Genomic DNA, 23,592 nt, shown 5'->3' with positions numbered 1-23,592 from the left:
AAGGAGTAAGCCTTTATGTCTTATTTAACAAAATTAATTAGCCAGCATAAACAAGGGCAGTCAAATGGGATTTATTCTATTTGCTCGGCCCACCCGCTGGTTTTAGAAGCGGCACTGCGCCAAGGTTTGCAAGACGATAGTTATGTCTTAATTGAAGCCACCTCAAATCAGGTGAATCAATTTGGTGGCTATACCGGAATGAAACCGACTAATTTTAAAGATTATATATTTGCAATTGCCGATAAAGTGGGCTTTGCAAAAGCACGCATTATTTTAGGCGGTGATCATTTAGGCCCTAATGCATGGCAGAAAGAGCCTGCCGCGCAGGCCATGGCAAAAGCCGCCGAAATGGTCAGTGCCTATGTGCTGGCAGGCTTTCGCAAAATCCATTTAGATTGCTCAATGTCTTGCGCTGGCGATCCGGTGCCACTAAGCGATGCCACGGTGGCAAAACGTGCCGCAGTGTTATGTCAGGTCGCCGAAGGTGCATGGCAAACCGCGGGTGGGGAAGCGCCTGTTTATGTGATTGGCACCGAAGTGCCCGTTCCGGGCGGCGCGCAAGAATCATTAGAGGGAGTGGAGGTGACTTCGCCCGCTGCGGCCGCACAAACACTAAAGGTGCATCAGCAGGTGTTTACCGATGCAGGCTGTGCAGCGGCTTGGTCTAGGGTGATTGCCATGGTGGTGCAGCCAGGGGTGGAATTTGATAATCATAAAGTGGTGCGTTATCAGCATGATAAGGCCGCTGCGTTGAGCCATTTTATCACTACCCAGCCTATGGTCTATGAAGCGCACTCTACAGATTATCAAAGTGAGGCGTCTTTACAGCAGCTGGTGCAAGATCACTTTGCCATTCTAAAAGTAGGCCCAGGTTTAACGTTTGCACTGCGCGAAGCCATGTTTGCATTAGATGCGATCGAGCGCGAGGCCATTGGCGAGTTTGCGGCGTCGCACCTAAAAGACACGCTAAGCCAAGTCATGAAAGAAGAGCCAGATTACTGGCTGGCTTATTACGAGCAAGCGGGGCATCAGCAATATCTAGATCGCAATTACAGCTTATCAGACCGGATTCGCTATTACTGGCCGCACCCAGAAGTAAGCGCTGCGGTGGCTAAGCTGTTTGATAATCTGCGCCGCCAGCCGCCTTTGCCTACCCTCATCAGCCAGTATTTGCCCGAGCAGGCTAAAAAAATCAGTGCAGGATTACTATCGGCAAGCCCCGAGGCTTGGGTGGTGGACAAAATTATGGAAGTCACCGGCCTCTATGCCCGTGCCTGCGGTATGGCACAGGAGGTGAAAGCATGAAGTACCTTGCTTATGAGCAAAGTAGCCTTGCAGATCTTGGCGCTTTACATACCGCCCGTGAAATTAGCCAGCAAGCTAGGCTCTGGCGTGAGCTAACAAATGGGTTGATCCAAAGCAAGCTGGAGTGGAAAAGCTGGATGCTGGATGTGCTTTCTACCCCCAGCCTGCGGATTATCTTATGCGGGGCAGGCACTTCTGCCTTTGCTGGCCGTGCTCTGGAGCCGTGGTTACGCGCGAGTTTTGGTTTATCTGTTGAGGCGGTGTCGACCACCGATATTGTAAGTAAACCGCTGGCGTTTTTAGACCCCGCACGGCCCACGCTGATGGTGTCTTTTGCCCGATCCGGTAATAGCCCAGAAAGCGTAGCCGCCGTAAAGCTTGCCGATCAGTTGCTGCCGTATTGCCGCCATCTGGTGCTGACGTGTAATCCAGAAGGCGAGCTGGCGCGCTATAGCGTGGCTAATCCTCATGCTTATTGTGTGCTGATGCCAGAGGGCTCAAATGATCAGAGCTTTGCCATGACCTCCAGCTTTAGCTGCATGTTTGTGGCTGCGGCCATGATGCTTTCGCCAGGGATATTGCTAAGCCGAGCGAAAGAGCAAATTGAAAGCGTGGCGGCTTTTTGCGAAGCGCAGCTGGAAGGCTGGGCCGTGCAAGCGAAAGCGCTAGCGGGTCAAGGCTTTAAGCGGGTGATTTATCTGGGTAGCGCCGAGATGGCAGGGTTGGCAGAAGAATCCGCGCTCAAAATGTTGGAGCTCACCGCTGGCCGTATTGCTACCCGCTTTGATTCCACGCTTGGTGTGCGTCACGGCCCTAAATTTATGATCGATGCCCAAAGCTGCGTGGTGATCTTTATGGCCCCAGCCAAATCGGAAACCCGCCGCTACGACGATGATTTGCAAACAGAGCTCATCACCAATGGCATTGCGCAGCAGGTGCTGGCTTTAGGGGCAAAAAGCAGCGCAAATCTGCCGCTACTGGAAGTCGATATTGCTGGGCTAGATGATATTTATTACGCCTTGCCTTACTTACTATTTGCTCAACTCTTTGCCTTTGAAAGTGCGCTGGCGCTGGGTTTGGCCCCAGATAATCCTTGCCCAACAGGTGAAGTCAATCGCGTGGTGCAGGGGGTAAAAATCTACCCTCATGCGGTCTAAAAAATCAGGAGAAAAACATGGCTGGGCCAAATATTTTACTGACCCGTATTGATAACCGTCTTGTACACGGTCAGGTGGGGGTGACTTGGGTTGGTAGCCTTGGAGCCAATTTGCTACTGGTGGCAAATGACGCTGCGGCGGCCGATCCTATCCAGCAAAATTTAATGGATATGGTGGTGGCAGAGGGGGTGCAAACCCGTTATTTCACGCTGCAAAAAACCATCGATGTGATTCATAAAGCGGCGAGCCACCAAAAGATTTTGCTGGTGTGTAAAACCCCGCAAGACGTACTGACCCTGATTAAAGGCGGGGTGCCAGTTAGCGCGGTAAATGTGGGCAATATGCATTTTGCTGAAGGAAAACGGCAGATTCACAAAACAGTGTCGGTGGATGCTGCTGATGTGGAAGCATTTCGCGAGCTCGCTGCGCGGCATGTGATTTGTGAGATTCGCCGCGTACCGGATGAATCAGGCGAACTTATTTCTAAGCTGCTGTAACCATCAGGGGATTGAAATCATGTTATTCGAAGCCTTATTGATTGCGCTGTTGGCAGGGGTGGCGGGGGTCGATTTATTCGATGGCCTGACGCATATGCACCGGCCGGTGGTGATTGGCCCCTTAGTGGGGCTGATTTTGGGTGATGTGCAAACGGGGTTGCTGGTCGGGGGGACTTTAGAGTTGGTTTGGATGGGTATGGTGCCGCTTGCGGGGGCGCAGCCGCCTAATGTGGTGATCGGCGGCATTATTGGCACGGCTTTTGCCATTTTAACCAAGGCAGAGCCAACGGTGGCCATTGGCGTAGCAGTGCCGTTTTCGATTGCGGTGCAAGGCTGCATTACCGTGCTGTTTACCGCCTTTTCACCAATGATGCACAAGTGCGACAAGATGGTAAAAGAGGCTAATTGGCGGGGCATTGAATGGGTGAATTACCTAGGCATGCTCACCCTGTTTGTCTTTTATTTTGTGATGGCTTTTTTACCGATTTACTTTGGCGCAGAAGCGGCCGGTGCCGTGGTGCAAAAAGCACCTAAATGGGTGCTTGATGGCCTAAGTGTGGCTGGCGGCATGATGCCTGCGATTGGTTTTGCTCTGCTGATGAAAATCATGCTGAAAGTCAATTACATCGCCTATTTCATCATGGGTTTTGTGGCGGTGACTTACCTAAAAATGCCAATTTTGGCCGTGGCATTAGGCGCTTTGGCCATCGCAATGGCAGATTACTTTAATACTAATCGCGCACAGCCTCAGGCTGCTCGCAGTGTGGAGGTAGATGATGGGATTTAATGATACCGAAGCCGCCAGCGCGGCCAAAGCCGAGCTACGCATGCAGCAAGCCTTGGCCAGTAGCCAAGTAGAGCGCGATGATTATATCGACACTACCCCAGCCGAGCCCTTAAGTAAGCGAGATATCAATCGCATGGCGTGGCGCTCACTTGCCCTGCAAGCCTCTTTTAATTATGAGCGGATGCAGGCGGGAGGCTGGTTGTTCACTATTTTGCCCGCTTTACGCAAAATTCATAAAAACCCTGACGATTTGCGCAACTCGGCGCAAATGCATATGGAGTTTTTAAATGTGCATCCCTTTGATGTGACTTTTTTATCTGGCCTTGTGCTGGCTATGGAGCAAAATAAGGAAAAAATCTCCACCATTCGCGCGGTTAAGGTGGCGCTGATGGGCCCCTTGGGTGGGATTGGCGATGCGATGTTCTGGCTGACTTGGTTGCCCATCTGTGCGGGGATTGGCGCGGCGCTGGCATTAGAGGGCAGCTTGTTTGGCCCTGTGGTGTTTTTATTGCTATTTAATGCTCTGCACTTTGGTTTGCGATTTGGGCTGGCGCATTACGGCTACCGCGCTGGCTTGGGGGCGATCAGCGCCTTAAAAAACAGTACCAAAAAAATATCCCATGCCGCATCCATTGTGGGTATGACGGTGATTGGCGCGCTGGTGGCTTCATATGTACGGCTTGCTACCCCTTTAGAGATCCATGCGGGTAAGGCCAAGATTTTGCTGCAGACCGATGTGCTGGATAAGCTGATGCCTAATCTGCTGCCACTGCTGTTTACTTTATTGATGTATGGCTTGATGAAAAAAGGCTATTCACCCGTGAAGCTGATTGGCGTGACGGTATTGTTTGGTTTGGCCGGTAAATTGCTTGGCTTTTTGTAATCGATGTTTGATCTAGGCGTTGGCCCTGTATGGGTGAACGCCTGCTTTAAAAGGAAGAGAAAATGATTGCCTTAATTTTAACGGGCCATGGCCGTATCGCCAGCGGTATGAAAGAAGCCATTGTTCAGGTATTTGGCGAGCAGGCTGCCTTATGTGCGGTTGATTTTCCTGAAGGCAACAGCACGGCGGTGCTGGATGCAACGTTAAGGCAAGCCATCTCCAGTGTGGATCAGGGGGAGGGCGTGGTATTTGTGGCTGATCTGCTGGGCGGCTCGCCGTTTCGTATCGCGGCAACCATTGCGCAGGAACGCAGTGATATTGAGGTGGTGACCGGGCTTAATTTACAAATGTTTGCTGAAATGCTGTTTGAGCGTGATGAGATTCACGATGTGGCCGAGTTTCGCCAGCGGCTGGTGGCTGCAGGTAAAAGCGGCGTAACCAGCCTTGCCGAGCGCTTAGCTCGCAAGCGGGAGGGGGCGGCTAATGCCTTGTAAAACGCAGCGTTTACGGGCGGCAAGGATATTAAGCGAGCACGGCTGGCTGGAAAACGCCGTGCTTGAGATCGCGGCCGATGGCAAGATCGCGGCCTTATTAGTGGGTGGCGATTTTGATCTTGATCTGGGTGACAACTGGCTGATGCCCGCGCTGATTGATAGCCATGTGCACGGTGCTGCGGGGTTTGACACCATGGACGCCAGCAGCAATGCACTGGATGAAATCTCTATGCATTTTGCCCGCTTTGGTGTGGGGGCCTTTTTGGCCACCACGGTAACTGCGCCTGTGCCAGCCATTACCGCGGCTTTAACTGAAATTCGCCGCAGCCGTGAGCGGGGCTTGCCTGGGGCAGAATTACTGGGTAGTTACCTGGAAGGCCCGTATTTTACTGCCAAATGCTGTGGTGCACATCCGGTGCAATGGATGCGGCCCTTGGATATGAGCGAGTTGCAATCTTGGCTGGATATTGCCGGTGATTCCCTGCATACGGTTGCGCTGGCACCAGAATTGGCAGGCTCAGATGAAGCCATTGCATGGCTGCGCCGCAAAGGCGTGCGAGTACTGATTGGCCATAGCGACGCCAGCTACGATCAAACCTTGCACGCTTTACAGATGGGCGCACAGGGCATTGTGCATTGCTACAATGGCATGCGTGGCTTACATCACCGTGATCCTGGTGTGGTTGGCGCGGGGCTTACCACCGATGGCTGCGATGTAGAGATGATTGCCGATGGCCATCATGTGCATCCTGCTGCAGTTAAAATTGCGCTGTCTTGCTGTGGAGAAGAGCGCCTACTGCTGATTACCGATGCCATGCGCGCCACCGGCATGAGCGATGGCGCGTATCAACTGGGTGAAATGCAGGTGACTATGCAAAATGGCGTGGTGCGTACTGAAGCGGGCGGACTGGCAGGCAGTACCCTGCATCTGATCGACGCCGTGCGCCACGCCCAAAAATGGTTGGGTTTGCCGCTAGAGCGTGCATGGGCACTGGCCAGCCGTAACCCCGCCAGATCACTGGGGCTGGCCGATTTGGGCAGTATCGCCATAGGTAAAAAAGCCAGCTTAACGCTGATTAGCCCAGACTTAGCCGTGGTTGGTACATGGGTGCAGGGGCGGCGGGTGGTGTAGGGTGCATGGACTGGTGCTTTGTTATTTAGATCCCATCCCCTTTGTTAAAAGGCTGATGGGATCTGTTGGCTTAAACCACTAACGCAGGCTCATCCATCAGCGCAATCTGCTCACGTAATTCTAAGATGCGATCTTGCCAGTAGTGCTCGGTATTAAACCAAGGAAAGGCGGCGGGGAAGGCGGGGTCGTGCCAGCGGCGGGCTAACCAGCCGGAGTAATGAATCAGTCGTAGCGTGCGCAGCGCTTCAATTAAATGCAGCTCACGCGGGTCAAAATCGCAAAAGTCTTCGTAGCCGATTAAGATATCAATCAGTTGTCGCGTCATTTCGCTGCGATCGCCCGATAGCAGCATCCATAAATCCTGAATAGCAGGGGCGCTGCGGCTGTCGTCAAAGTCTACAAAATGCGGGCCAGCATCGGTCCAGAGCACATTGCCAATATGGCAATCACCATGCAGACGGATTTGCGCCACATCGCCAGCGCGATCAAAGCTGCGGCGAACACCTTCTAATGCCAAGGCAATAGCGCTTTCCCATGCGGGTTTGAGCGAGGCAGGGATAAAGTCGTGGCTAAGCAGAAAATCTCGTGGGCCAATACCAAAGGTGTCGATATTCAGAGCAGGGCGATGGGCAAAGGGCTTTAGCGCGCCAACGGCATGAATGCGGCCAATAAAACGCCCCATCCATTCTAAGGTGGAGGCCGATTCCAGCTCGGGTGCACGGCCGCCGTGCTTATTGAAAATGGCAAATTGAAAGCCTGCAAATTGATGCAGAGTTTGGCCCTGATGAATAATTGGCGGCACCACCGGCAGCTCTCGCCCAGCCAGATCCAGTGTAAAGGCGTGCTCTTCTAAAATAGCTTCGCTGCTCCAGCGCTCAGGGCGGTAAAACTTGGCGACCAAGGGTGGGCCATCATCTTGGCCCACTTGATACACGCGGTTTTCATAGCTATTAAGCGCAAGCAGCCTGCCGTCGCAAGGCAGGCCAAGGCTATCTATTGCGTTCATGACGCAATCGGGGGTTAAATTTGCGAATGGAGGTATCGTATTCATCCCCTGATTGTACGGCTAAAGCGAACATAGCGGGGAGGAGTGGCTTATTTCAGCTTGTTCCACAGCACAATGGCTTCTTTTTTAGTGCTGCCTTGCTGAGAGATGGCGCTGCAATTACCGTTTTTGCCAAACTTAGAGCATTGCACCCAGCAGCGGTTAGATCCCGCTTTAGTGACTTCGGGTTTAGAGCCGCATTTTGGGCAAGGCTGTGGTTCGCTATCGTTGGTGGATGGCTTGCTTTGATATGGCCTTGAATTGAGCATGGAGGTCGCGCCTTAAGGTAAAAAGAAAAATGCCCGCAGCGGCGGGCATGGGTTTAGCGAGATACCGCTTTAAATAATACTAGTTCAGCCAAGCGCACAAATAGCAATCAAAGCGCATCCAGTCTGGATGTTCGTTGTCGTGCTATTTGCGCGCTGGCGGCGCTTATTTTAACTCGCTGAGCAGTGCAGAAATGATCTTGCCATTGTCGTCGCCTTTGATTTTTGAAGTCACGGTCAACTTGGTCTGGTTTAGGCCTTCGGTGAGGTGTACTTCATACTCATGCGCTTGTTTTTGCTCTGGCGCGGCGTCTTTTTTCCAGAAAGCCAGCTTGCTAAAGATGCTGCTATTGTCTTCCCCACCGATATCCGTATCCGCACGGCGAATCATGTAAACGCCTTTGCTGCGATCACGGTCATATACCACATAGCCAGAGCGATCTAACGCCAAGCCAACACGGCGCCAAGCGCGATCAAAGTTGTCGGCGATGGTCAGTGCTTTTCCATTGTCGATTAAGCTAGCACTAGCAGGGGCTTGGTAAGGTTTAGCAACCACGGCTTGCGCAGTGGTTTGGTCTAGGCCAAAGCGTTGTAGCAGCAAGGAAAGCATTTCAACTTCCATTTCTGGCTCAGGTTTTCTTGGGGTCCAGATGGTTTTAGCATCATCACTATTTTTAGTGATTTTGGCGTCGCTGCTGCCGTCCTTGCTATAAACCTCGAGCATGCCGCGGTGCGAGATGTAGATCTCGGTGGTGCCAGGCTCACTGCCACGCTCGACGCGGGTGCGATAACGGTCTAGTTCACCGGTAGACAAGATGCGGTCTGATATTTTAGACAGCATACGGGTCACCAAGTCTTTAGGCAGCTTGGCACGGTTTTCTAGCCAATCTGTTTCCATAATCCCAATGGCTGGGTTATCTAAAGTTAGCAAAAAGCCGTTATCTAGCCAAAATTCATGGATTTCTGGCCAAAGTTTTTCTGGGTCACCTTTTACAACTAACCAACGTTGATTACCCGCCTGCACAATCTTGGCACGGCTGCTATCCCCTAGTACGGCGGCTGGGGCTGCACTGTTGGTCGTGCTCGGTGCGGCGGTGGTGCTGCCTAAAACCGTATTGGCTTGCACATTAAAATGACTATTGCTTGCTGGCGCGGTGAGTTCTGGCGGGAGCTCTAGGGTGTTTTTGCCAATATTGTCACTGCCACTGCGGTAATCCACTTTCTTTTGCATCATCAGTTGATCTGAGCTGCAACCTGCCAAAGCAATGCACAGGCCTAATCCAATAAGACGTGAGGATGTTTTTAATTGATGCATCATTGGCTTCTTATCAGTGGGTTAGTCCGGCGGCAGTCATGGCATCAGATACCAAGGCTTGCGCACTGTGTGAAAGGGGAGTGAGGGGCAAACGAATACCGGCTTGAATGAAGCCCATTTGCTCTACTGCCCATTTCACTGGAATAGGGTTGGCTTCAATAAATAAGTGCTTATGCAAATCTTGCAGTGGATCATTCAGTGCGCGTGCACCTGCTGCATCGCCTTCAATGGCTTTTTTACAGAGTAAATGCATTTGTTTGGGGGCGATATTACCTGTAACGGTAATCACGCCATGCCCACCGATCAGCATAAAAGCCATGGCAGAAGCATCGTCGCCAGTGTAAAGCGCAAAGTCTGCTGGAGCACGTTTTACTAAATCGGCAGCGCGTTCTAAATTGCCCGTGGCGTCTTTAATCCCAACGACAAACGGCAATTGAGCTAAGCGAAGCGCGGTATCGTTGGATAAATCGGCAACGGTACGCCCTGGCACGTTATAAAGAATGGTGGGCAGCTCACTGGCTTCAGTGATTGCTTTAAAGTGCTGGAACATGCCTTCTTGAGTTGGGCGGTTGTAATAAGGCACAACCGATAGACCATAATTTGCGCCTGCAGCTTTGGCGCGTAGCGATAGGTTAATCGCTTCGCGGGTGGAGTTAGCGCCTGTGCCTGCAATCACAGGGACACGGCCAGCAGCTTGCTCAACCACAACCCGTACAATTTCAATATGCTCGTCTACATCAACCGTCGGCGATTCTCCCGTAGTCCCTACGGCAACAATGCCGTCGGTACCTTGCTCGATATGCCAGTCGACGAGTTTTCTAAGACTCGCGAAATCGAGGCTTCCATCCTCGAACATGGGGGTGACAATCGCCACCAGACTACCTGTCAACATGAGCCTGTAATCCAGTCAATTAATACAAAGGCCTATTCTAACGTAACGAGGAAGCTGCAGGAAACCTGTCAGTGAAGGCTTTCTGTAGGATTTATGTATCCTTTGTGAGCGCTTAGTACTCATTTTTGGCTTCCCCCCTATAAAATCCAAGGCTTAGCAGGGGCATGAGTTTATCTCTGCCTAGGGCCATTCCAAAATTTTTCATAAAAATTGCCACGATTAGCCCGCATTTTTCTGATTTTTTACGCAAATATTGAACGGTGTCTTACACGTTTCCTTTAAAAAAAAGCGAAAAAGTGAGGGGAAGCGATTTGTTTTTATTTATCTATACTGACACTAGGGTCTATTGACGTTTCATTTACGGCTGCGTTGGCTGTAGTTTTGGGACTGAACAAGGTCATTAACGCGGTGTGGCACCAAACTACAGCTAACAGGCTGGCTTTACAGTCACTATTTAATGGGGTATCTGCTTGGCTTAGCGTAGCTGAATCAAACGTCAACAGAGCGCCTAGGCTTTGTGAAACAGGGCGGGATTGTGGTGTGGGTCATTAAAGCTTTGCGATATTTAGGGTGGCGGGAGGCGTTGGGCTTATGCGCTCTACTGCTTCTTTATGCTTTGCATATACGTTCTTGGCCTGTATATGGCTTGTTTTGTGCGATGTATTTTGTGTTGCGCTGGCAGGTGCGCCCCGCTTTTCCCACTACGGCTTATAACACGCTGGCCTTGGCGGTGTTATTACTGGATCAAAAAGCAAACTGCTGTTACGCCAATCCACAATTTTGCACCTTGGCAGCGCTTTCTCAATCAGACGCTTTAGGGGATGGTTGGTTAGCCGCCATCCATCCAGAGGATCAAGTAAGCGTGTTGGCTGCGCAGATTAGTCTGCAGCAAGAGCTTCCTTCTGTGATTGAATTTCGCCTGCTCGATCAGAGTGGCCGTATCCGTTGGGTTTCCTCCTTTATGCACGCTGTGGCAGGCTGTACGGATGTGGCTTATCAGATGATTTTATTTGATTTCACCGAGTTTAAACAGACGCTCATTGAGGCAAGGGTGTTATTAGAAGAGCAAAGGCACAGAAGCTTAGATCTAGAAAGCATCTTGAATAGCTCAAAAGATCCTATTGCAGTTTTGGATTTACAGTTTAATTTTTCATTTTTTAATCAGGCCTATGCAGATCTTTTTTTTGCTTTGTATGGAATTATTTTAGCAAAAAATGATTGCTTTTTATTATGTGAATTTAGCTCTGCAGATGATCGATCTAATCTAATTACTTTTTGGGGTAGGGCATTGCAGGGTGAATGTTTTTCGACGCGTAGCGAGCTATATGGTGAATCTTTTGTATCTGCAACTAATGTGCAAGGGAAACGTGCGGCTTTATTGGTGTTTGATATGTCTTTTAACCCACAGTTTAATGATGCAGGTGAACAGGTTGGGGCGGTTAGTGTTTTACATGATGTTACGCTCTCCTCTAAAACTGAGTTAGCCCTGCTTCGTAGTAAAGAGTTATTTAAAGCTGCGACTCAATCTAGTTTGAATGCGATTTATGTTTTAGAAGTAATAAAAGATGAAAGTTGGAATGTGAAAGATTTTCAAATAACTGATGTAAACCCAAATGGGTTTGATTTTTTTTGCTTTAAAAAACAAAAAACACCAGACTGTTTGTTGCTAGAAGCATTAAAAAACATCAATGCCGCTCACTTATACCCAATATGTTGTGAAGTTTTTTTAACTAAAAAAATGGTAATGAGCGAAGAGTTTAGTCTGAATCCTTTTTTCTATGGGGCATGGTTTAATTATCAAATAGTTGCTGTTTCTAATGGAGTGGTCTTAACCATTGCCGATGTAAGTCAGCGCAAAAAATCAGACTTGGCGATGGCGGCGTATAGCGATTTGCAAAAAGCAATTCTAGATTCAGCAGGCTCGGCCATTATTGTGACTGATCTTAATAATACTATCCGTTTATTTAATCGTGCTGCCGAAAAAATGTTGGGTTATCAATCCCATGAATTAATTGCTAAAGAAAAACCAGCGCTTTTTCACCAATCCACTGCAGCGGCAGAGTTGCTGGCTGATTTTTGCAAGGAAATAGGGGAGGAGCCGAGCGAGTACTTTGATGCGTTTGCTCAGCAAGCAAAGCGATATATCCAAAGGGATTGGATTTATCAGCATCGTGATGGGCATTGCTTCCCAGTTGAGCTAACTATGAATGTGGTGCGTGATTTGCGTGGAGAAATCACTGGCTATATGGGAATCGCTAATGATATTAGCATACGAAAATTGGCAGAAAGAAAGCTACAGCAAAGTGAGTCACGCACTTCCGCCATCTTAGATAGCCTGCATGATTGTGTATTGATGATGGGTTTTGATGGCGTCATTAGGGATGCAAATCCTGCTGCGTTAAAGTTGTTTGCTTTTGATCAGCTAAAGGGCTGTTCTTTAAGCGCTTTGTTTCCTACTTTGGGTGAAATCAATAGTAAGCGCGGCGTGGCCAAAGAATTATTTGTACGCTTGGGGGTAGATACGCGGCGGGTGAGTGAGGTGGTTGCCGTGAATAAAGATGGCTTAGAAATGGTGATGGATATGGCGCTGGCTGTAGTAGAGGTGGATGGTGAGCGTGTGTATATCGCCACCTTGCATGACCTTACTCAGCACAAGCTTGATGAGCAAAAAATGCAAGATACCATCGAAGAACTGGAAGCTTTGCAGGTGAGTTTAAGTGCCAGTCATGAGCAATTATCATCTGCTAATGCCGAGTTATCTAGATTGGCGCATATGGATGGTTTAACGGGCTTGGCTAATCGGCGTTTATTTGATCAAACTTTGGCTCAAGAATGGGCGAGGGCAGCTAGGAGTGGGGCACGTCTTGCCTTGGTGATGCTCGATGTGGATTACTTTAAACGATATAACGATCATTTTGGCCATCAGGCAGGCGATGAATGCTTAAAACAAGTCAGTGCGGCTTTAACTGCCGCATTGCATCGCCCAGGTGATTTTGTCGCGCGCTATGGGGGGGAGGAATTTGTGCTGGTGCTGCCAAACACCGATCAAGACGGCGCAATTCAGGTGGTTGAGATGGTGTTAAACCAAATTCGTAATTTACAAATTGCGCATCAGACCTCTGATGCGGCAAAAGTGGTAACTATGAGCGCGGGTATTGCGGTGATGTTGCCATTGCAGGGAGTTGATTTTTATTGTCTTGTGGAGGCGGCAGATCAAGCCCTTTATCAAGCCAAGCATTTGGGGCGTAATCGTTATTTTGTGGCTGGCAATAAAGCTTGAGTGGATTTGCTGAATCCCTCACAAGATAAGGGGATAGTGCGGTGTGTGACTTGTGGATAAGTCCTGTAAGGTATTGATCTTGAAGGGCTTGAGTGTGGCGGATTAATTTTTAATCAGCCACGCTTTTTTTATGGCCTATTTTAGAGTAAACCTGTCATTTTTATCAGTGAATAGGCGATTGCTAACATCATAAACCCAATGGCGATATCCAGAATACGCCAAGCTTTGGGGCTGCTAAACAAATGGCTTAGCTTGCTAGAGCCATAAGCTAATGAAAAAAACCAAATCGCAGAAAAGCCGACGGCGCCCATAACAAAAAATGGCCGTTCACTGGCGAGCTGTTGCGCCCCAATCGAGCCAACGAGTACCACCGTATCAAGTAGGGAGTGGGGGTTGAGAAATGAAAATGCCAGCCCTGCCAAAATAACCTTGCTTGGCGTACCAAAGGCGCGCTCACGGTGATCGTCAGCCAGCGTGCTAGGGTGCAGTGCATTTTTAAAGGCATTAAAGCCATACCAAAGTACAAAAACCGTACCAAAAATGGCCATCCAGCGTTGTAAATTGGGCATGGCGGCTAATAGGTGCCCCATTCCTGCAACGCCGAGCGACATTAAAAATAAGTCGCATAGCGTGCACATTAATGCAGTTAAGAAAATATGCTGTCGAGTGAGACCTTGGCGCAGTACAAATGTGTTTTGCGCGCCAATGGCCATAATCAGGCTGGCTGATAATGCCGCACCGTTTAGGATGGTGGCGATGGTCATGTTGGTGCCTGCTGATAGGTTGGATAATGCTCTGGGTGGTGTTGATGGCGTTTTGTATTGCTTTCAAACAAGCTTACTTAAAGTATTGTTTATCCGTCAATGTGAGGGATTCTATATAGGCGCAAGAATGAGGGCTGTGGATGTGCTTGAAAGCGGTTGTAACTGGCCAAATTTGGCGTGTTCTAGTGTGAATTTTTTTGTGCTGTTTTGATTTATTCATGCAAGTAATTCTTGTATGAAGGATCGTTCTCTATTAATATATGAGAATGATTATCAATAAAACACTCACTGTTGCGGTGGCGCTACTCGGTCACGCTGCTCTGCTTTATGGCCTGACAACAATGTCGAGTAGTCCAAAAAAGCCTGAGCAGGTGGTGATGTTGCTCGCCCCTGCGCCAATCCCTATGGGGGAGGACGTACCGCCATCACCCGCTGCAAAGCCTCGGGTGCTTACACCGGCTGCTAAGCCGATGCCGCCTCGGCCTGCTGCGCCAGCCGTGATTAAAAAAATCAGCCCTGCCGAAGCGCCGATTCAGCAAGCAACAGGACAAATGGACGCTGCAGTTGCGGTGGCAGCAGCGGCCCCTGCGCCTGCCGCCCCAGCTGAAAGTGCCGCCGTAGCTGCGGGTAGCAAATCAAGTAAGCAGCTTAGTGATGAAGCACCTGTGACTTCTCCTCTGTTTAACGCGGCTTACTTAGCCAATCCACGCCCTGCCTATCCATCTCAATCGATGGCCTTGGGAGAAAAGGGGCGAGTGCTGCTGCGGGTAAAAGTAAGCGAAGCAGGCCTGCCTTTAGAGATTGAATTGGCGCATAGCAGTGGCTATCGCCGCTTGGATGATGCTGCAAAAAAAGCCGTTGAGCGTTGGAAGTTTGTACCTGGCCGCCGTGGTGATACCGCCATTGTGATGAGTGCCATGGTGCCTGTTGATTTTGTTATTTAATTATTTGTATTTTTATAAAGAGAAATGGCAATGAATTTGGCTTTAATTTGGCAGTCTGGCGATCCAGTATTAGTTTCTGTATTTGGCTTATTGTTGCTGATGTCGGTTGTTAGCTGGTGCTTGATTTTATTGCGCAGTAGCTTGCTTATTCGTATTAAACACGGGCAAAAACTGTTTTTAGCTGCGTTTTGGAAAGCCTCTGATTGGAGCGAGGCAACTGGCCTTGCTGCCCATGCGATTGCACCAGAGGCGAAGCTAGCCCGTGCAGGTTGGGAGGGCTTAAGCCATTACCGTAGTAATGCAGGTAAAGGCCTTGGCCTAGCTGTGTCACTGGATGACTTTTTGGTGCGCACGCTACGTACCCGTTTAAGCAAAGAAAACGCACGTCTTGAGCTGGGTTTGTCATGGCTGGCAACGGTGGGTTCTGTTTCTCCTTTTGTGGGCTTGTTTGGCACGGTCTGGGGTATTTATCACGCGCTGGTGGCCATTGCAACCAAGGGCGATGCGTCTCTTGCAACGGTGGCAGGCCCAATTGGTGAGGCGCTGGTTGCCACTGCTGCTGGCTTGGCTGTGGCGATCCCTGCAGTGGTAGCCTACAACGCGTTTGTACGAGCTAACCGTGTGATTGCGCAGGGCCTAGATGGCTTTGCCCACGACCTACATGCTCAGCTACTCAGCGCTGCTGCTGTTGAAAAAGAAGGTAAATAAGCATGGCTTTTGGTGGTTTTGATCAAAACGATAATGCCCCGATGTCAGAAATCAATACCACGCCTTTAGTGGATGTGATGCTGGTGCTGCTGGTGGTGTTTATTGTAACTGCGCCAGTCATGACGCATTCGATTCGGGTGGATTTGCCCAAGGCAAAAGCTGAAGTGACACAAGTCCCGCCTGCGGTGCTGCGCGTGACGCTAACGGCAGAGGGGCAAATTGAATGGGAGAAAACCCCGATTAAAGCGGAAGAATTGCCGATTCGATTTGCCACCGCAATGGCTAAAGACTCCCAAACCGAGTTACATTTACTGGCAGATAAAAGTGTGCGCTATGAGTTGATTGCACAAACCATGTCGGCTGCAAGGCTGGCGGGATTGAGTAAAATTGGTCTGCTGACCGATGGCAACTGATAAATAGTAAAAAAGGGTGGCCGTGAGGCCACCCTTTTTTTGCCAAGTAAGGTCGGTAAGCTTAATCTCCGTCAGATTCACCTAGGCTTAGGTTTAACTCTAGTGATTGAGCAACTTCATTCTGCAGGCGTTGGCTGATTTGTGTAATGGCTTTACTGCAAGGGATGCGTTGCCGGGGCTGGCTGAATTCAAGCTTGCTTGGTAGGGCATGGCACTGTTGCTGGGCTTGGTGTAAATCTGTAGCAAAGCGCTGTGCCAGTGCTGTGTCTCCTCTATCCTTTATTCGTTTAATTATGGCGTTTTGGGCAAGGGTAAAGCCATCTAGCTGGGCCAGTAATTGGGTCTTGCTGCTGCCTGAACGCCACTCTGCATATTGCTGGGCTACCGCGCTACTAGGTAGGCGTTTTAGCATGCTGGCTAGGCTTGTCAGCATCAAGTTGTTGTTCTCTAGTAGCAGGTTTTGGCGAAAGAAAGGATTCTCAGCGGCCAGCTGTTCACGGTAGAGTTGCCAGCCCGCATCCAGTGTATGGGTATTGCTGGCCACTTGTTCAGCCAGTTTAACTAGATATGCGCAGCGCTCTGTTTGTTTAAGCCTAGTTAACTGCTGCTTGGGCTGAGCATTGCCCCATAGTAGATATTCGATGGCAGGCAAGCCGCGGGTGGCGGCGTTGCTGCTGTCTCCCCCCTTAATTGCCGATTCAATATCATCTGGGCGGGTGGGGCGAAAATCTATTTTTCTGCCTAAGCGCTCAAGTAGCATCGGCCCACCAGGCGCGCCGTCCATGCTGCGCCAAGCGTGGCTACTGGCCAGCCAGCTAAGCCTTACCTTGCTTAGTGTCTTGTTATCCTGTTGCTGGCAGAATGCTGCTGTGTTTTCTGCAAGTTGATCGGCAGCCTGGCTTAGGGCTTGATGACGGGGAAGATAGGCCTGATCCAGCCAACTTTGCGCCCAATCTGCATCAGGGGTGGTCTCAGCACTAGCCCATGTACTCATTAATAATGCGGCAAGGAAAATGCGTCGCACAGCAAGCTCCAGTGGGGGTTATTTAATGAGCAGCGTGCCTTGAGCGGATGGCTGTGTTTCATGGAACTCATCCACAAATTTATAACTGCCTGCCGCCAGCGCTTGAATTTTTATTTCTTTGGTTTTACCCGCTGCCACTACTTTCTCAATTTTCAATGGTTTGCTTTCAAACTCCATCGCCGATTTGCCTGCATTAATAATCACTAACGTAATGGCTTTACCTGCGGGGGCTTCCAGTGTTAGCGGTTCAAGCACGCCATCGGTAGAGGTCAGTTTGAGTATTACCGCATCGTCGGCCAAAGCAAGGCCCGCCTGTAGCAGCATCAGTGCGATCAGGTATTTTTTCATTAGCAGTGCCCTGTAATATGCGAAATGAGAACTGGAATTATAGTCAAGTAGCTTGAATGCGCCAGTAGTAAGGCATAAGAGCAATATAATTTGCATTCTGATGCCCAGTCACTTCGACCAGAGGTGCTGGACGCGGTATAATCGGCGTTTTTTGTGTGAGCTAACACGTAATGCCTATTTATGCTTATCGCTGTGCAGCTTGCGGTCATTCTGACGAGCATATTCAGAAGATGTCGGATGATGCGCTGATTGTATGCCCGACTTGCCACGCGCCTTCCTATGAAAAACAGCTGACGGCAGCCGGTTTTCAATTAAAAGGCAATGGCTGGTATGTGACAGACTTTAAAGGCGGATCGCCCGCTAAATCGCCTTCAGATGGCTGATAAATCCATGCTAATGACGCATTTTAAAAAATACTTGCTGACAGGATTACTGGTGTGGGTGCCGTTGGCTATCACACTCTGGGTTTTGCAGCTGATTATTGGCACGATGGATCAGATCAGCGCCTTGCTGCCCGCTTCGATGCGGCCTGATTCATGGCTATTACATGCTTTACAGGGGCCATTGCCATTTTTAGAGGGCTCGCACCATATTCCTGGTTTTGGCGTTATTTTAACGGTATTGGTGCTGTTGCTAACCGGTGTTTTTGCGACCAATGTATTGGGTTTGCGTTTATTGCTGGTGGGCGAAAAGCTGCTGAATCGCATTCCCATTGTCAGATCTATTTATAGCAGCGTGAAGCAGGTATCAGACACGCTTTTTTCTGATTCTGGTCAAGCATTTCGTCAGGCGCTTTTGGTGCGGTTTCCGCATGCAGATGCTTGGACTATTGCTTTTATGACGGGGGTGCCAGGTGGCGAAGTGGCCACGGTATTGGAAGGCGAGTATGTCAGTGTGTATGTGCCGACTACGCCCAATCCAACCTCGGGCTATTTTATAATGGTAAAAAAAGCCGACGTGATTGAGCTGGATATGAGTGTCGATGAAGCTTTAAAGTATGTTATTTCTATGGGTGTGGTCACGCCTAGTATGAAAAACACTGATTAAAATTAACACGAGAAAACTAAATGCGTACTGATTACTGTGGTCTTATTGATAGCCGTTACCTTGGGCAAACTGTCACCATTAAAGGTTGGGCGCATCGTCGTCGTGACCATGGTGGCGTGATCTTTATCGACTTGCGTGACCGTGAAGGCTTGGTGCAAGTGGTGATTAACCCAGACACCGCAGAAGCCTTTGCTATTGCTGACTCTTCACGTAATGAATACGTATTGGAAATCACTGGTCTGGTTCGCACTCGCCCTGAAGGCGCGGCTAATAAGAACCTGATTTCTGGCGAAATTGAAATTGTTGCCACAGATATCAAAATCCTGAATACAGCTGTAACGCCTCCTTTCCAGATCGATGATGAAAATCTCTCTGAAAATGTGCGTCTGCAAAACCGTGTGATCGATTTACGCCGTCCAGTCATGCAAAAAAACCTGCGCCTGCGCTATCGCATCGCCATGCTGATCCGTAATTACTTGGATGGCCTTGGTTTTATTGATATCGAAACCCCAATGCTCACCCGCTCCACTCCAGAAGGCGCGCGTGATTATCTGGTGCCTAGCCGTGTGCACGATGGTCAGTTTTTTGCTTTGCCACAATCGCCGCAGCTGTTTAAACAGCTATTGATGGTGGCGGGTTTTGATCGTTACTACCAGATCGTTAAGTGTTTCCGTGATGAAGACCTGCGTGCTGATCGTCAGCCAGAATTCACCCAAATCGATATCGAAACATCGTTCCTAAATGAACACGAAATCATGGACATCACTGAATCGATGGCCAAGCACGTGTTTAAAGAAGGGATTGATGTTGAGCTAACAGACTTCCCACGTATGACTTACGCAGATGCCATGCGTTTATACGGTTCAGATAAGCCAGATCTGCGAGTCACTTTGCAGTTCGTTGAGCTGACCGATATGATGAAAAACGAAGAATTCAAAGTCTTCCGTGGTGCTGCCGACATGCCAAATGGCCGTGTGGTTGCGCTGCGTGTGCCAGGTGGTGCTGCGATTAGCCGTAAGGAAATCGACGAGTACACCAAGTTTGTGGCGATTTATGGCGCTAAGGGCTTAGCTTACATCAAAGTAAACGATGTAACTAAATTGACTAACACTGAAGACTCTGGCTTGCAGTCGCCGATTGTGAAGTTCTTGTCTGAAGCGGGCCTAAAAGAAATTATCGCGCGCACTGGCGCAGAAAACGGCGATTTGATTTTCTTTGGTGCAGATAAAGCCAAGGTGGTGAATGAAGCCATTGGTGCACTGCGTATTAAAGTAGGCCATGAGAAGGGCGAGGCGGGTGGTTACTTTGCCCAAGGCTGGAAGCCAATGTGGGTGATTGATTTCCCAATGTTTGAGCACGATGAAGAAGCCGATCGCTGGACTGCATGTCACCATCCGTTTACCGCGCCGCAAGACGGCCACGAAGATATGCTGGATACCGATCCAGGTGCATGTATCGCCAAAGCCTACGATATGGTGCTGAATGGTTCTGAAATCGGTGGTGGCTCAATCCGTATCTACCGTGAAGAAATGCAGTCTAAAGTGTTCCGTGCTTTGAAGATTGATGCAGAAGAAGCACAAAACAAGTTTGGTTTCTTGCTAGAAAACCTGCAATTTGGTGCACCTCCGCATGGTGGTTTAGCTTTTGGTCTGGATCGTTTGGTGACTTTAATGGTGGGTGCAGAATCTATCCGTGACGTCATCGCCTTCCCTAAAACGCAACGTGCTCAGTGTCTGCTGACCGATGCGCCAAATAGCGTGGACGAAAAGCAATTGCGTGAGTTGCATATTCGCTTACGTCAGAAAGCAGAAGTTGCTGCGAGCTAAGTCATTGATTGTTGTAAGAAAAGCATCCATATTCAGTGGGTGCTTTTTTTTGGATTAAACTATAGTATATTAATCTTTGCTTTCACATTCGGTGCAAAATGGAAAGATTTGGGGCAGATTCGTTCCATAGTTGTGGGCATCCAATCTTACCTTTGGCTGATGTTGCTGGGGATGAGAGTGAGTATGCACCGCGCTCTGGTTTTTTTTGCAGCCGCTGTATGCAAGCGGCGCAAGTGCCATTTGACACCCATATTTATGTGAATTTGCAGCAAGTTGCACCTGGAATGGCCGCTTTTGTTTTGGAAGTGACGCATAGTGGGCCAGAATTTGCGGAGTTTTTGGCCGCCTTAGGTTTTGCGTTTCGCCAAGCCTCAATAAACGAGTTGGAGCCTGGTGGAGAGGTCGGTTTGCAGCCAGTTTGGCGCAAAGAGTTTTGGTTTGAAGTTAATCTTCAAGCCCATTATGTGATTGCCCTGATGGCACGCATTAAGGAGGAGGCCTACTTGCTGGCTGATTACCTACCTAACGGCACTGCTGCCGTGCATTTTTCGGATTTCCCCGCCGTATATGAAGACGTTTAAAGTTTGTTTTATCGCTGTCAATGTATTGTTTTTTTTAGGGCGGGAGCAAGCCGCCATCTTTTTTGCAAATGCCAGTTCTGGCAGCAAGCCCCCGCGCTAAAACAGTATTAGCTCTGCTCGATAAGCTCTCCAAATAATGTTTGCCAAAGTAGCCTTACCGCCGCCAGCTGTGGCTGGATGGGGAGCAGCATCTTGGGGGTGAGCTCGGTGCCATTAAGGCGGCTGCTGTGTTGCAAGCGGCGTAATTCTCGATAGCCATCGGCGGCTAAATGCGCCGCGTCTAAGGGGATAAGTCCTTGCTGTGCGGCGGTGGCTAATAGCGCGATATTGCCGCTGTTGAGGCAAAATTCCTGATGCTCTTTGGCGTGTGCAAGGATCAGGTATTGCATGATAAATTCGATATCTACAATGCCGCCACGCACATGTTTTACATCCTCTGGGTGGGCGGGGTGCGTTTCTAGCATGCGGTCTCGCATGGTGCGCACATCAAAGCGTAGTTTTTCTAGATCTCGTGGCGCGCATAAAATATCTTTTCTAATCGCTTCAAAAGCATTGCCTACCACTTTATCGCCAGCGCAGTAGCGGGCGCGGGTGAGAGCCTGGTGCTCCCACACCCAAGCCGATTTTCTTTGATATTGTGAGAATGTGCCAATGCTAGAAACCAAAAGCCCCGAAGCGCCATTAGGGCGTAGCCTTAGGTCGATATCATAAAGATGGCCTGCAGGTGTAAGCGCGGTGAGCCAGTTGACCACCCGTTTGGCAAATTTTGCGTAGATCTCGGTGGCGTTAGGATGATCGTCTTCATAGAGATAAACGATGTCTAAATCCGAGGCAAAGCCCAGCTCTTTACCTCCCAACTTGCCATAGCCAATTACGGCAAATTGGGGCTTAGGGCGGTGCTTATTGGGTAATTCTTGCCAAACTTGCTCTAAAGTGACGGTCAGCATTAAATCAGCTAAGTCAGATAAATGATCAGATAAGGTTTCTAAAACCAGTAAGCCACCTAAGTCTTGATTCACTAATCTAAATATTTGCGCGTGCTGAAAATGGCGTAAGCAATCCATTTTGGCTTCGGTGTCATCGCTTAAGCCGTTAAGCTCTTGCCGCAGAATTTTGCCAAGCTTAGGCCAATCGGGTAGTTCTTCTAGTAGGCGGAAATCGAGTAACTCATCCAATAAAATAGGGTGACGTGTCAAATATTGGGATACCCAAGGGCTGGCACTGTAAAGGCTGGCCAAGCGTTTTAGGGTTTGTGGATGCTCAGCTAAAAGGGCTAAATAAGACTCGCGGCGGCTGATGGCTTCGAGTAAATCTAAAATGCGGGTAAAGGTGGCGTCTGGGTTATGAAAACCAGCCGACACTTTAATTAAGGGAGGCAAGATGCTGTCAACGCGTTTGCGGCAGCGATCTGGCATTTGTAAATAGCGGCTGCTGCTTTGCAAAGCGGCTAAACGGCGGTTAATTTCAGTGGGGTTTTCAAAGCCTAATGCGGCTAAATCGCTGCTATCACCGTCTTGGGCGGATTGCCAAATAGCCGCTTGGGGGTGGGCATCTCCTTCGTCAGGCGGCAGCACAAATACTTGCTCAAAATGCTGTGAAACTCGGTTGCGATAGAGCGCTAGCTGCTCGCTAAATTGTGCCCAATTAGTAAACTGCATACTGTGCGCGATACGGGCTTGGTCTTCTTCATTTAAGGGCAACATCTGGGTTTGTGCATCGTCCAGATACATTAAGCGATGTTCTAAATTGCGTAAAAAACAATAAGCTTCTTGTAGCTCTGCCACGGCGGCATGGCTAAGCGTGCCTTGCTGAGCGAGCTCATCTAAAATGGCTTGCGTGGGGCGAAGCTGCAGGTTTTTATTGCGCCCACCACGGATCAGCTGAAAAACTTGGCCAATAAATTCTATTTCACGAATACCACCTGGCCCCAGCTTGATATTGTCGATTTTGTCTTTGCGTGCTACTTCGCGGCGGATCTGGCTGTGCAGTTCACGCATCGAATGGTAGGCGCCGTAATCTAGGTATTTGCGATAGATAAAGGGGATGACTAGCTGCATCAAGCCCGCTTCATCTCCCGATAGTGCCCGCGCTTTAATCCATGCATATCGCTCCCATTCGCGCCCTTGGGTGAGTAGATAGTTCTCTAGAGAATCAAAGCTGCAAGCCAGTGGGCCAACGCTACCAAAGGGGCGCAGCCGCATATCTACTCTAAATACAAAGCCATCGTCGCTGATATCGCCAATCAGGCTGATGAGACGTTTGCCAATGAGGGCAAAGTATTCTGAATTACTGATCTTGCGTGGACCGGTGGTTTGGCCGTCTTCAGGGAAAATAAAAATCAGATCAATATCAGAAGAAACATTGAGCTCGCGCCCGCCCAGCTTACCCATGCCAACGATAATCAATTCTTGAACTTGGCCTGATGCTTCACCTATTGGTTGGCCATAGCGTGCGTCTGCTTGCGATACCCAAGCTAGGGCGGCGCTGAGGCTAACTTCGGCCAAATCACTGATGGTGTGCATCACTTCTTGCAGCGTGGCTAGCTTGGCTAGCTCACGGCTGATGAGCCTTGCCATCACGGCTTGCCGTAAGCGGCGTAAATGCTGCTTAAGGGCGTTGTCATCTAAATCTTGCAAGTGGCTTAGCGCTTGTTCCATCGCTTGCTTTGTGAAGGGCTGGGCAATATTTGCCAGCGTGGCCTCGGCTAAACCTGGATGCCGTAGGAATAGTTGTTGCAGGTATCGACTATGGGCCAAGGCAGGGGCAAGTAAGGAATTCGCATTTTGCGTGAGATCATTCATCGGTAGCGGCTCAAAAACGGTTAAAATCATAATTCCCTAACTGATGGGCTCTGTTGACTCTTGGCTTACTGCTTAAATCTTAA

The 23,592-nt window shown here is 49.4% G+C and carries 23 protein-coding genes; 15 read left to right on the top strand and 8 right to left on the bottom strand.

The genetic code is table 11. The features are described from left to right. Positions 1-15: 15 nt before the first annotated feature. The 7 genes from Q0R17_RS19365 (at position 16) to nagA (ending at position 6,255) form a co-directional block, all read left to right on the top strand. Positions 16-1,305, top strand: coding sequence for a D-tagatose-bisphosphate aldolase, class II, non-catalytic subunit (locus Q0R17_RS19365; RefSeq protein WP_293938079.1), 1,290 nt, complete (start codon positions 16-18; stop codon positions 1,303-1,305). After that, positions 1,302-2,462, top strand: coding sequence for an SIS domain-containing protein (locus tag Q0R17_RS19360; protein WP_293938077.1), 1,161 nt, complete (start codon positions 1,302-1,304; stop codon positions 2,460-2,462). Before Q0R17_RS19365 ends, Q0R17_RS19360 begins: the two co-directional genes overlap by 4 nt. Positions 2,463-2,479: 17 nt before the next feature. Continuing rightward, on the top strand, positions 2,480-2,959 hold the full coding sequence (agaV, locus tag Q0R17_RS19355) for a PTS N-acetylgalactosamine transporter subunit IIB (protein WP_293938075.1): 480 nt from the start codon (positions 2,480-2,482) through the stop codon (positions 2,957-2,959). Positions 2,960-2,978: 19 nt separating this feature from the next. After that, positions 2,979-3,746 (top strand): PTS N-acetylgalactosamine transporter subunit IIC, encoded by a 768-nt coding sequence (gene agaW / locus Q0R17_RS19350; RefSeq protein ID WP_293938073.1) that lies wholly within the window; start codon positions 2,979-2,981, stop codon positions 3,744-3,746. Beyond that, positions 3,733-4,629: a PTS system mannose/fructose/sorbose family transporter subunit IID gene (locus Q0R17_RS19345; RefSeq protein ID WP_293938071.1), complete on the top strand. Its 897-nt coding sequence runs from the start codon at positions 3,733-3,735 to the stop codon at positions 4,627-4,629. Before agaW ends, Q0R17_RS19345 begins: the two co-directional genes overlap by 14 nt. Positions 4,630-4,691: 62 nt before the next feature. Beyond that, positions 4,692-5,123: a PTS galactosamine/N-acetylgalactosamine transporter subunit IIA gene (agaF, locus tag Q0R17_RS19340; RefSeq protein WP_293938069.1), complete on the top strand. Its 432-nt coding sequence runs from the start codon at positions 4,692-4,694 to the stop codon at positions 5,121-5,123. After that, on the top strand, positions 5,113-6,255 hold the full coding sequence (nagA, locus tag Q0R17_RS19335; protein ID WP_293938067.1) for an N-acetylglucosamine-6-phosphate deacetylase: 1,143 nt from the start codon (positions 5,113-5,115) through the stop codon (positions 6,253-6,255). The genes agaF and nagA overlap by 11 nt, the downstream gene beginning before the upstream one ends. Before the next feature lie 70 nt (positions 6,256-6,325). Here the strand turns inward: nagA and Q0R17_RS19330 are convergent, their stop codons facing one another. The 4 genes from Q0R17_RS19330 to dapA all read right to left on the bottom strand — a co-directional run bounded on the left by Q0R17_RS19330 (position 6,326) and on the right by dapA (position 9,773). Then, on the bottom strand, positions 6,326-7,306 hold the full coding sequence (locus tag Q0R17_RS19330; RefSeq protein ID WP_293938065.1) for a serine/threonine protein kinase: 981 nt from the start codon (positions 7,304-7,306) through the stop codon (positions 6,326-6,328). Positions 7,307-7,350: 44 nt separating this feature from the next. Then, the gene (locus tag Q0R17_RS19325) at positions 7,351-7,569 is read right to left on the bottom strand and encodes a Lar family restriction alleviation protein (RefSeq protein WP_293938063.1); all 219 of its coding nucleotides are present in this window, start codon (positions 7,567-7,569) and stop codon (positions 7,351-7,353) included. Between the two features lie 163 nt (positions 7,570-7,732). After that, positions 7,733-8,884, bottom strand: a complete 1,152-nt coding sequence (gene bamC, locus Q0R17_RS19320; RefSeq protein WP_293938061.1) for an outer membrane protein assembly factor BamC — start codon at positions 8,882-8,884, stop codon at positions 7,733-7,735. Positions 8,885-8,894: 10 nt separating this feature from the next. Further along, entirely contained in the window at positions 8,895-9,773 is an 879-nt protein-coding gene (gene dapA, locus Q0R17_RS19315; protein ID WP_293938059.1) for a 4-hydroxy-tetrahydrodipicolinate synthase, read from the bottom strand. Between the two features lie 658 nt (positions 9,774-10,431). Here dapA and Q0R17_RS19310 point away from each other — a divergent pair. Beyond that, positions 10,432-13,053 carry a diguanylate cyclase domain-containing protein gene (locus tag Q0R17_RS19310; RefSeq protein WP_293938057.1) on the top strand — a complete coding sequence of 874 codons (2,622 nt, stop codon included), beginning with the start codon at positions 10,432-10,434 and terminating at the stop codon, positions 13,051-13,053. A 140-nt stretch (positions 13,054-13,193) separates the two neighbouring features. Here the strand turns inward: Q0R17_RS19310 and Q0R17_RS19305 are convergent, their stop codons facing one another. Next, positions 13,194-13,817, bottom strand: a complete 624-nt coding sequence (locus Q0R17_RS19305; RefSeq protein WP_293938055.1) for a LysE/ArgO family amino acid transporter — start codon at positions 13,815-13,817, stop codon at positions 13,194-13,196. Positions 13,818-14,083: 266 nt separating this feature from the next. Here Q0R17_RS19305 and Q0R17_RS19300 point away from each other — a divergent pair, with 266 nt between their 5' ends. From Q0R17_RS19300 to Q0R17_RS19290, 3 genes are read left to right on the top strand one after another with little or no spacing between them, the layout of a single operon-like run. Beyond that, positions 14,084-14,761: an energy transducer TonB gene (locus tag Q0R17_RS19300; RefSeq protein WP_293938053.1), complete on the top strand. Its 678-nt coding sequence runs from the start codon at positions 14,084-14,086 to the stop codon at positions 14,759-14,761. 30 nt (positions 14,762-14,791) lie between these two features. Next, positions 14,792-15,469 carry a MotA/TolQ/ExbB proton channel family protein gene (locus Q0R17_RS19295; protein ID WP_293938051.1) on the top strand — a complete coding sequence of 226 codons (678 nt, stop codon included), beginning with the start codon at positions 14,792-14,794 and terminating at the stop codon, positions 15,467-15,469. 2 nt (positions 15,470-15,471) lie between these two features. Then, positions 15,472-15,882 carry a biopolymer transporter ExbD gene (locus Q0R17_RS19290; protein WP_293938049.1) on the top strand — a complete coding sequence of 137 codons (411 nt, stop codon included), beginning with the start codon at positions 15,472-15,474 and terminating at the stop codon, positions 15,880-15,882. Positions 15,883-15,943: 61 nt separating this feature from the next. Here the strand turns inward: Q0R17_RS19290 and Q0R17_RS19285 are convergent, their stop codons facing one another. Further along, complete coding sequence (locus tag Q0R17_RS19285; protein WP_293938047.1) at positions 15,944-16,906, bottom strand: imelysin family protein; 963 nt, start codon at positions 16,904-16,906, stop codon at positions 15,944-15,946. Between the two features lie 18 nt (positions 16,907-16,924). Next, on the bottom strand, positions 16,925-17,254 hold the full coding sequence (locus Q0R17_RS19280; RefSeq protein ID WP_293938045.1) for a cupredoxin domain-containing protein: 330 nt from the start codon (positions 17,252-17,254) through the stop codon (positions 16,925-16,927). A gap of 170 nt (positions 17,255-17,424) precedes the next feature. Here Q0R17_RS19280 and Q0R17_RS19275 point away from each other — a divergent pair, with 170 nt between their 5' ends. The 4 genes from Q0R17_RS19275 (at position 17,425) to Q0R17_RS19260 (ending at position 20,708) form a co-directional block, all read left to right on the top strand. Beyond that, positions 17,425-17,637, top strand: a complete 213-nt coding sequence (locus Q0R17_RS19275; protein ID WP_130108310.1) for an FmdB family zinc ribbon protein — start codon at positions 17,425-17,427, stop codon at positions 17,635-17,637. A gap of 13 nt (positions 17,638-17,650) precedes the next feature. Further along, positions 17,651-18,301 carry a DUF502 domain-containing protein gene (locus tag Q0R17_RS19270; protein ID WP_293938042.1) on the top strand — a complete coding sequence of 217 codons (651 nt, stop codon included), beginning with the start codon at positions 17,651-17,653 and terminating at the stop codon, positions 18,299-18,301. Positions 18,302-18,321: 20 nt separating this feature from the next. Beyond that, on the top strand, positions 18,322-20,127 hold the full coding sequence (gene aspS, locus Q0R17_RS19265; RefSeq protein WP_293938040.1) for an aspartate--tRNA ligase: 1,806 nt from the start codon (positions 18,322-18,324) through the stop codon (positions 20,125-20,127). 98 nt (positions 20,128-20,225) lie between these two features. Beyond that, complete coding sequence (locus Q0R17_RS19260) at positions 20,226-20,708, top strand: hypothetical protein (protein WP_293938038.1); 483 nt, start codon at positions 20,226-20,228, stop codon at positions 20,706-20,708. A gap of 107 nt (positions 20,709-20,815) precedes the next feature. On the opposite strand, the gene glnE is transcribed toward Q0R17_RS19260, so the two are convergent. Next, positions 20,816-23,539 carry a bifunctional [glutamate--ammonia ligase]-adenylyl-L-tyrosine phosphorylase/[glutamate--ammonia-ligase] adenylyltransferase gene (gene glnE / locus Q0R17_RS19255; protein ID WP_293938036.1) on the bottom strand — a complete coding sequence of 908 codons (2,724 nt, stop codon included), beginning with the start codon at positions 23,537-23,539 and terminating at the stop codon, positions 20,816-20,818. Positions 23,540-23,592: the final 53 nt, after the last annotated feature.

The sequence above is a fragment of the Iodobacter sp. genome, from assembly GCF_025352645.1.
In the GTDB taxonomy this organism is placed as follows: Bacteria; Pseudomonadota; Gammaproteobacteria; order Burkholderiales; family Chitinibacteraceae; genus Iodobacter.
Note: the sequence above shows the minus strand (reverse complement) of the source record. Positions and strands in the feature narration are given on the sequence as shown.

What these genes read in the sequence shown, in the direction of transcription:
- Q0R17_RS19365 (WP_293938079.1), top strand. Translation starts at nt 16, where the DNA reads ATGTCTTATTTAACAAAATTAATTAGCCAGCATAAACAAGGGCAGTCA.
- Q0R17_RS19360 (WP_293938077.1), top strand. Translation starts at nt 1,302, where the DNA reads ATGAAGTACCTTGCTTATGAGCAAAGTAGCCTTGCAGATCTTGGCGCT.
- agaV (WP_293938075.1), top strand. Translation starts at nt 2,480, where the DNA reads ATGGCTGGGCCAAATATTTTACTGACCCGTATTGATAACCGTCTTGTA.
- agaW (WP_293938073.1), top strand. Translation starts at nt 2,979, where the DNA reads ATGTTATTCGAAGCCTTATTGATTGCGCTGTTGGCAGGGGTGGCGGGG.
- Q0R17_RS19345 (WP_293938071.1), top strand. Translation starts at nt 3,733, where the DNA reads ATGATGGGATTTAATGATACCGAAGCCGCCAGCGCGGCCAAAGCCGAG.
- agaF (WP_293938069.1), top strand. Translation starts at nt 4,692, where the DNA reads ATGATTGCCTTAATTTTAACGGGCCATGGCCGTATCGCCAGCGGTATG.
- nagA (WP_293938067.1), top strand. Translation starts at nt 5,113, where the DNA reads ATGCCTTGTAAAACGCAGCGTTTACGGGCGGCAAGGATATTAAGCGAG.
- Q0R17_RS19330 (WP_293938065.1), bottom strand. Translation starts at nt 7,306, where the DNA reads ATGAATACGATACCTCCATTCGCAAATTTAACCCCCGATTGCGTCATG.
- Q0R17_RS19325 (WP_293938063.1), bottom strand. Translation starts at nt 7,569, where the DNA reads ATGCTCAATTCAAGGCCATATCAAAGCAAGCCATCCACCAACGATAGC.
- bamC (WP_293938061.1), bottom strand. Translation starts at nt 8,884, where the DNA reads ATGATGCATCAATTAAAAACATCCTCACGTCTTATTGGATTAGGCCTG.
- dapA (WP_293938059.1), bottom strand. Translation starts at nt 9,773, where the DNA reads ATGTTGACAGGTAGTCTGGTGGCGATTGTCACCCCCATGTTCGAGGAT.
- Q0R17_RS19310 (WP_293938057.1), top strand. Translation starts at nt 10,432, where the DNA reads ATGTATTTTGTGTTGCGCTGGCAGGTGCGCCCCGCTTTTCCCACTACG.
- Q0R17_RS19305 (WP_293938055.1), bottom strand. Translation starts at nt 13,817, where the DNA reads ATGACCATCGCCACCATCCTAAACGGTGCGGCATTATCAGCCAGCCTG.
- Q0R17_RS19300 (WP_293938053.1), top strand. Translation starts at nt 14,084, where the DNA reads ATGATTATCAATAAAACACTCACTGTTGCGGTGGCGCTACTCGGTCAC.
- Q0R17_RS19295 (WP_293938051.1), top strand. Translation starts at nt 14,792, where the DNA reads ATGAATTTGGCTTTAATTTGGCAGTCTGGCGATCCAGTATTAGTTTCT.
- Q0R17_RS19290 (WP_293938049.1), top strand. Translation starts at nt 15,472, where the DNA reads ATGGCTTTTGGTGGTTTTGATCAAAACGATAATGCCCCGATGTCAGAA.
- Q0R17_RS19280 (WP_293938045.1), bottom strand. Translation starts at nt 17,254, where the DNA reads ATGAAAAAATACCTGATCGCACTGATGCTGCTACAGGCGGGCCTTGCT.
- Q0R17_RS19275 (WP_130108310.1), top strand. Translation starts at nt 17,425, where the DNA reads ATGCCTATTTATGCTTATCGCTGTGCAGCTTGCGGTCATTCTGACGAG.
- Q0R17_RS19270 (WP_293938042.1), top strand. Translation starts at nt 17,651, where the DNA reads ATGACGCATTTTAAAAAATACTTGCTGACAGGATTACTGGTGTGGGTG.
- aspS (WP_293938040.1), top strand. Translation starts at nt 18,322, where the DNA reads ATGCGTACTGATTACTGTGGTCTTATTGATAGCCGTTACCTTGGGCAA.
- Q0R17_RS19260 (WP_293938038.1), top strand. Translation starts at nt 20,226, where the DNA reads ATGGAAAGATTTGGGGCAGATTCGTTCCATAGTTGTGGGCATCCAATC.
- glnE (WP_293938036.1), bottom strand. Translation starts at nt 23,539, where the DNA reads ATGATTTTAACCGTTTTTGAGCCGCTACCGATGAATGATCTCACGCAA.